Source organism: Candidatus Saccharimonadales bacterium (assembly GCA_036397795.1).
Lineage (GTDB): Bacteria > Patescibacteriota > Saccharimonadia > Saccharimonadales > DASWIF01 > DASWIF01.
The window spans coordinates 1-7146 of the sequence record DASWIF010000008.1 but is presented as its reverse complement, the minus strand read 5'-3'; the positions used below and the strand labels follow the sequence as shown (position 1 = coordinate 7146).

Genomic DNA, 7146 nt, shown 5'->3' with positions numbered 1-7146 from the left:
AGACCGATTAGAATCCCGATCGAGATTGTGCCGAGCAGTATCAAAAACCAGTGCCCGGCAAAAAAATCAACAGTTTGATTGACCAACAGAGCTTGATCGGCTCTCGGCCCTAAGCTAAGCAATGCACTGTAGACCCCAACTGACGCTAACACACCGGCAAATACCCCGTATAGCGCCGCCTCAAACAGGAACGGCCCGCGGATATAGCCGGGAGTGGCACCGATTAGTTTCATGATTTCAATTTCGTCAGAGCGCGTAAAAACGGCCATCCGGATTGTATTAAAGATAATCAGGGTTGAAATGCCGGCAAAGATACCGACTAAAATGACGCTAGCGAGATTAATATAGTCTTGGGCCTTGGCGATATTATCGATCGATTGCTTACGCTGCTCGTTAACGCTGGTCTCATCGACTACATCTCTAAACCTTTCATCCTCCGCTACCGCCGTAACGGCGTCGATCTGGCTTAAGTCCTCGACTTCGACTTCGAACGATTCCGGCAAAACGTTATCGGTAATAGTCGCGCCGCTGATTATGGTCGGGTCATTGGCGTTTTGCTCCAAGAAAATCGCAAAGGCTTCATCTTTACTGATGAACCGGACGGTTTTAACGTTAAAGCTATTGTTCAGCGATTGTTCAAGCTCGGACTTCCGCTCCGGCGTTGAGCCGTCTTTTAGGTAGATTGAGACCGTCACCCGGCTGGCAATATCTTTGATATTGTCGCTCAAAATCATATTCAGAGCGGCCGAGCTTAGGATAATCGTCAATGTCACCACCATTACGGCCGTGGCGGCAACACTCAACCAGGCGTTTCTAAAAAAATTCCTAAAGCCCTGGAGCGCAATCCGTCGAAAGGCAATTATTTTATGAATCACCGCTTGCCTCGCCGCGCTCGGCTCAAACTGACAACTAACAACCAACGATTAACAAATTGTTCTGGCGCCTTTTGGCGATTGATAGTCGTCAGTTGATAATTAATAACCATAGTTATTCTTTATATTTTCCTCGCGACTCATCCTTGACTATCCGGCCGTCCTGAATCCGAATCACCCGCCGTTTCAAACGGTTGACGATTTCCTTGTTGTGGGTGGTCAGCAAGACTGTCGTGCCAAAGCGATTGATTTTTTGCAACACCCGCACGACATCCCAGGCATGTTTAGGGTCAAGGTTGCCGGTCGGCTCATCGGCGATTAGAATTTTTGGTTGTCTGACTATCGCCCGGGCAATCGCCACTCGTTGACGCTCGCCACCGGATAGCTCGGTCGGAAAATTTTCGGCCTTGTCTTTTAGGCCAACTATGTCTAAGACTTTGGGAACAGTGTGTTCGATTTCCCGATTGCTCAAGCCAACGATCTCTAACGCAAAGGCCACGTTTTCAAACACAGTGCGGTTGGGCAGCAGCTTAAAGTCTTGAAAAACCACACCGATCCGGCGTCTTAGCCGCGGTATTTCCTTGTCTTTTAGGTTATCGTAGTCCAGCCCGCCGACGATGATTTTTCCGCTGGTTGGTTTTTCTTCCCGAGTCAGAAGTTTAAGCAGCGTGCTCTTGCCCGCCCCGCTGGTACCAACCACGATGACGAACTCTTTTGGCTCAACGTGCAGACTGACGCGATCAAGCGCCGTCACCCGGTTGTTATAGACTTTAGTAACTCGATCGAGCAGAATCATAAGCGATTAGAGTATATCTGATTAGCGGCCACCTATAAAGCTTTAATCGGTCAGCTCAAACCGGCTATTTGTACCGATCGACGACCTCTTTGCCGCTAAGCCGGGTGGCCGGACTGATCAGACAAGAGATAAGCTTCGATAAAACCATCGATTTGACCATCCAATACGGCCTCAACATCAGTCACTTGATAGCCGGTCCGAGTATCTTTGACCAAAGTGTAAGGATGTAAGACGTAATTTCTAATTTGATTACCCCAGGCCGCTTCGATATTTGGCCCCTTGATGTCCGCCAATTTGTCAGCGTGTTGATCCTCGGCCAGCTGGGCAAGCTTTGAACGCAGAATACCAAGCGCGGTTTCTTTATTTTGCAGTTGCGAGCGCTCATTCTGGATCGACACGGTGATACCGCTCGGCAAGTGGGTCACCCGGACGGCCGAGTCGGTGGTATTTACGCTTTGGCCGCCACGGCCGCCGGCACGAAAAACGTCTATTTTGAGGTCTTTATCGTCAATCTCGCTCGCCCCTTGGTCTTCAATTAGTGGCACAACTTCTACCATTGCAAAACTTGTTTCGCGCGAGTGAGCAGCGTTGAATGGGCTAAGTCGAACCAGCCGATGGACACCATGCTCGCTTTTAAGCCGGCCATAACTATGGGCACCGCCAAGTTTTAGCGTGGTGCTTTTTAACCCGGCTTCATCGCCTTTGGTCTGGTTGATAACTTCAGTCTTGAAACCGGTTCTCTCGGCCCACTTTAGATACATTCGCTCGAGCATTTCCACCCAGTCCTGGGCATCCACTCCGCCAGCGCCGGCTTGAATCGTAACAATAGCGTCCGCCTTGTAATATTTAGCGGAGAACATAAGCTCAAACTCCAAATCGGCATATTTTGTTTCCAACTCTTTAAGCTGCTGGAGAATTTCGGCCTGGAGGTTGCTGTCGTCGAGCTTAATCAGTTCGATCGTTTCGTCAACCGCGCGGGACAGTTCCAACCAAGGGTTAACAACTGCTTCAAGACGAGCGTGTTTAACACTTATCGATTGGGCCAGCGGCTGATCGCTCCAAAAATCTTGGCGCGACATTTCTTGTTCGTACTCCCTAAGGGCCGCCTCTTCTTTTAAGATATTCAGCTTATCAAAAGCTAAATTGACTTTAGTTTTTAGCTCCTCAGCGCGCTTTTTTAAATCATCCATCGTTTTTTTGTATGACTCCCGCCCTACAAATCCCTGACAGCCGCAACGAACTGATCCGCTCGATCGACGTAATTTTTAAACATATCAAAACTGGCACAGGCCGGACTCAGGAGAACGACGTCGCCTTTTACGGCCATACTGGCGGCTTGTTTTACGATATCCGACATACTGCCGCTCGCCTTGACATATTGCTTATAGCCGATCTTATCAAGCGTCGCCCTAATCGATTGGGCCATTTGGCCGATTAGCAGTACTTTTTTAACGCCGCCTGACTTCACGGCAGCGGCTAATTCTTCGAAATTTGATCCTTTATCGCTGCCGCCCAAAATTAATATTTTCGGTTCGGAGTAAGACTCGATGGCGGCTATAGCCGTCTGCGGGGTGGTGCCGAAACTGTCATCGACATACTCAACCCCGTTTTTAACGCTAACAAGTTGCAGCCGGTGGGGCAAGCCCTTAAAAGATGTCACCACTTGTTTAATTGCTTGGGTGTTTTGGGTGTACTGCCAAGCCGCTGTCACGGCCGCGCAGATGTTCTCCAGGTTATGTTTACCGGGCAAGGCAACAGCCTCAACTGAACAAATATTTTGTTCGTTTATAAGTATCTCGCCGCCTCTGATATGGGCCCCTTCTGTTGTTAAATACTTAATCTTTTTGCCTAGCCCGACACTAGCAATCTTCGCCGATAACTGGTTATCGGAATGATAAATTACAACGTCATCTGGCCCTTGCCACCGGGCGATGTTGCATTTGGCCTGGATATAGTCGTCTAGGCCGTCGTGAACATCAAGGTGCTCCGGCTCGACCATCAGCACCACCGCCACCTGGGGCGACTGTTTCAAGTCCCATAATTGAAAGCTGGAAAGCTCAAACACCACGTAGTCGGTTGCCTTTATTTTATCCAGGACGGACAGAGCTGGCTGACCGATGTTGCCGACTAAATGGACGGTTTGCTTATCGGCCTCTAGTATTTTGGCGATTAAAGTCGAGGTCGTACCCTTGCCCTTGGTTCCGGTAACACCGATGATCGGTGCCGGGCAGTTCGCAAAAAATTCTTGAGTTAATGTTCGAAGCTCGCCGGCAGCTTTTAATCGCTGGGGGGCAATCTGCGGGCTGGCCCGCCAAACCTGATCATAATTTAACTCCGATTCAAAAACTGTTGGCCGCAAATCCGCGCTAACTCCGTCCGGAACGGGTATTTTGGGGTTTGGCTGTTGATCTAAGATCGTAATATCAGACTCCCCACCTTGTTTTTGCAAATACTCTAAAATAGACTTGCCTTCCAGGCCAAAGCCAGCAATCGCTACTGTCCGTCTCTGCCCCGACAGCGGTGTATCCCGCCTGTCTATTAACCCCATACGCGGCCCGCTTGGTCGTACAGTTTCGTCGAAATCTCACCGGCTTTATCGGCTAATACACCAACGCCCCACTTAGCATCATGGAAAAACCGTTCGACTAAATAATTAATGTCCCGGCGGGTGATTGATTTGATCAGATCAGGCCGTGACTTAAAATCGTAATAGTCGTCAGTGGTAAAAACCCGCGAATACCAGTTAGTCAAACTGTGGGCGGTTTGGTGGCGAGTCTGAAACTCCCCGATTTGGTGTTGTTTAGCCCGCTTAAGTTCAGCCGGTGTCACCCCTTTGTCCTTGAGACGACAAAGCTCATCGGCCAGGAATTCAAACAGCGCTTTGTACTTACTCTTAACAACGCTGCCAGTTAAGTTGAAACCGGATATGCCTTGGGCGCTGCCGCCGCTACTGGAGATTCCGTACAATAACCCCTTGGTCCGACCCTTACCAAAGATGCGCGAGTCCCAGGCTTCTGTCAGCAAGTGCCTAAGGATTCTTAGTCCGACTAATTCCCGCTCGTTAAGTTCGCCATAAAAGCCTGCTTTCAGATCAAAATACACTTTATCCGCGGCTTTTTCGATTGTTACGGGCGCGAGCGGCTGGATCAAGTTTGATTGCGGTACAATCCGACGGTCACCGGCGGGTAGTTGGGCGGTGAAGCGCTGTAATAAACGAGCAACTTTATCCTTCTTGCCCCTTAAATTACCGCAAATAATAAATCTCATATTGGCGGCGTTATGGGTTAGTTGATGGTGGCTGATAAGATCATCAGTCGTTATACCCGCCAACAACCGAATCCTGGTACGGTAATCCTGCATATGGTCATCACCCATCGTCCGGCCCAAGGCAACGTCGAGCATCAGGCTATGGTTGTCTAAGCGCGAGTACAGTTCTTCCTTAACGGTTTCCTGTTCGGTTAAAAATTCTTTTTTTAAGAACTTAGGCGTTGTTAGTCCGTACCAAAAAAGCGACATCACCCTATCCCACTCAAACTCGGCGGTTTCGGCCACGTAGCCATTAAGTAAGTTGCTAGTATATGCGTTATGGTAGGCGCCATTAAGGCCGATCTCTCGAGAAAACAGCTGAGCGTTTTTAAACGTGTCATTCGCGCCAAAAATCATATGTTCCATCGAATGTGGAACTTCATACTTACTACGTTCGACAAACTCAAATCCACTGAGGAAAGTGAATTCCATGTCGACTACCGTGCTGCCGGAAACATCCACCAATAGGCCGCTGGCGCCGGACGGTAGTTCCAAGCGGCTGACGCTGTGGCGCATCTAACGCCGTCTCCGGGCTTTTTTATTTCGCTTGCGTTCTGACTTGGACTTCTTAGCTTGGCCAGGGTCAGCAACCGGTGGTTTGGCAGGTGGTTCGTCTTTGACCGAGCGCCGCCTCGTTACCTGGCGAGTTTTGGTTCCGCCCTCAATCGCGTGTTCGGCAGCTTTGGTAAGTTCCGTCTCGACTGTTTCGTCGGCGGTTGGCTCAGCCCGGAAAACAAACTGAACGACGTTATTTTGTAGTTGATTTTGCATCGACTCAAACAGCGACTGTCCCTCGCGACGGTACTCGACAAGCGGATCACGCTGACCAATCGCTCGCCAGTTGATTCCTTCCCGCAAATGTTGCATGTTCTCAAGGTGTTGCATCCATCCGGTATCTAGTGACTGTAAATAAATCGCCCGCTCGAGCTGGCGGATAACCGCCGCGCCGTACCTCGTCTCCCGCTCGGCATATAATTTTAGGGCCAGTTCGGCGGCTAGTTGCGGTTGCTTTTCGGCTTCGGCCTTGGCTATTTTGGCTAAGTCTTTGCTTGGCAGCGGCACGGCAACTGCAATTTCTTTCTTCAGTTCGCCCGGGTCGTCGACGTACTGCGAGGTGATATCGGTTACTTCGCTGGTAATCATACCCTTGATGTCCTGGCTGACATCAGTTTGTTTTAAGATTTGCTGGCGGGTACTGTAAGTCGATTTGCGGTGACGGTTCATCACGTCATCGTATTGCACCACGTTTTTCCGGGAATCGAAAAATTGGCTTTCTACCTTCTTTTGAGCATTCTCAATCGCCTTGGATAGCGTCCGGTTTTCAATCGGTGTTGTTTCATCAACCCCCAGCCGGCCCATCAAGGTTTTAATCCGATCGCCGCCAAAAATGCGCATCAAATCATCTTCAGCCGAAACATAAAATTGCGTCAGACCCGGTTCCCCTTGCCGGCCGCCACGACCCCGCAACTGGTTATCAATCCGTCGCGATTCATGCCGTTCTGAGCCGACTACAACCAAGCCCCCGGCTTTTATCACTTTCTCGCTCAGCTTGATATCCGTCCCCCGGCCGGCAATGTTGGTTGCAAGCGTAACCGCACCCGACTCTCCGGCCTGAGAAATGATGGCGGCTTCACGTTCGTGATTCTTAGCATTTAGAACCTCGTGTTTAACACCGGCCCGACTAAGTAACCGTGATAGCACCTCATTTTTCTCGATAGAAACCGTGCCGATTAACACCGGCCGGCCGTTGGATTGGAAGGTTTTCACTTCTTCTACCAGAGCGGTAAATTTGCCATTTTCGGTCGAGTAGATTCTATCGGATTTATCTTCCCGGATAATCGGCACATTCGTCGGAACCTCGATCACGTTCAGGTTGTAAACTTGTTGGAACTCCTCTTCCTCGGTCTTTGCCGTACCAGTCATTCCGGCTAGTTTGTCGTACAACCGGAAGTAATTTTGATAAGAAATCGTCGCCAGTGTGACCGATTCTTGTTTGACTTCAACACCTTCTTTAGCTTCAATCGCCTGGTGTAGGCCCTCGTTATACCGCCGCCCGTGGAGCAACCGTCCGGTAAATTCATCAACGATTACGATTTCTCCGTCCGGCGTAACGACGTAATCCTTGTCCCGCTTAAACAGCGTCTCGGCTCGAAGGGCTTGCTCAAGGTGGTA

General features: G+C 49.9%; 6 protein-coding genes. All 6 read right to left on the bottom strand.

Translation table 11 applies throughout. From position 1 onward, the window contains the following. On the bottom strand, positions 1–920 hold a 920-nt coding region (locus VGA08_00560; GenBank protein HEX9679098.1), incomplete at its 3' end, for a permease-like cell division protein FtsX. Between the two features lie 67 nt (positions 921–987). Continuing rightward, complete coding sequence (gene ftsE / locus VGA08_00555) at positions 988–1668, bottom strand: cell division ATP-binding protein FtsE (GenBank protein ID HEX9679097.1); 681 nt, start codon at positions 1666–1668, stop codon at positions 988–990. Positions 1669–1763: 95 nt separating this feature from the next. Further along, positions 1764–2858, bottom strand: a complete 1095-nt coding sequence (prfB, locus tag VGA08_00550) for a peptide chain release factor 2 (protein ID HEX9679096.1) — start codon at positions 2856–2858, stop codon at positions 1764–1766. Between the two features lie 23 nt (positions 2859–2881). After that, entirely contained in the window at positions 2882–4216 is a 1335-nt protein-coding gene (murD, locus tag VGA08_00545; GenBank protein HEX9679095.1) for a UDP-N-acetylmuramoyl-L-alanine--D-glutamate ligase, read from the bottom strand. Beyond that, a complete protein-coding gene (locus VGA08_00540) occupies positions 4207–5490 on the bottom strand; it encodes an insulinase family protein (GenBank protein ID HEX9679094.1) in 1284 nt (427 codons plus the stop codon). The genes murD and VGA08_00540 overlap by 10 nt, the downstream gene beginning before the upstream one ends. Further along, positions 5491–7146: preprotein translocase subunit SecA (locus VGA08_00535; GenBank protein ID HEX9679093.1), on the bottom strand; the 1656-nt coding region annotated here is incomplete at its 5' end.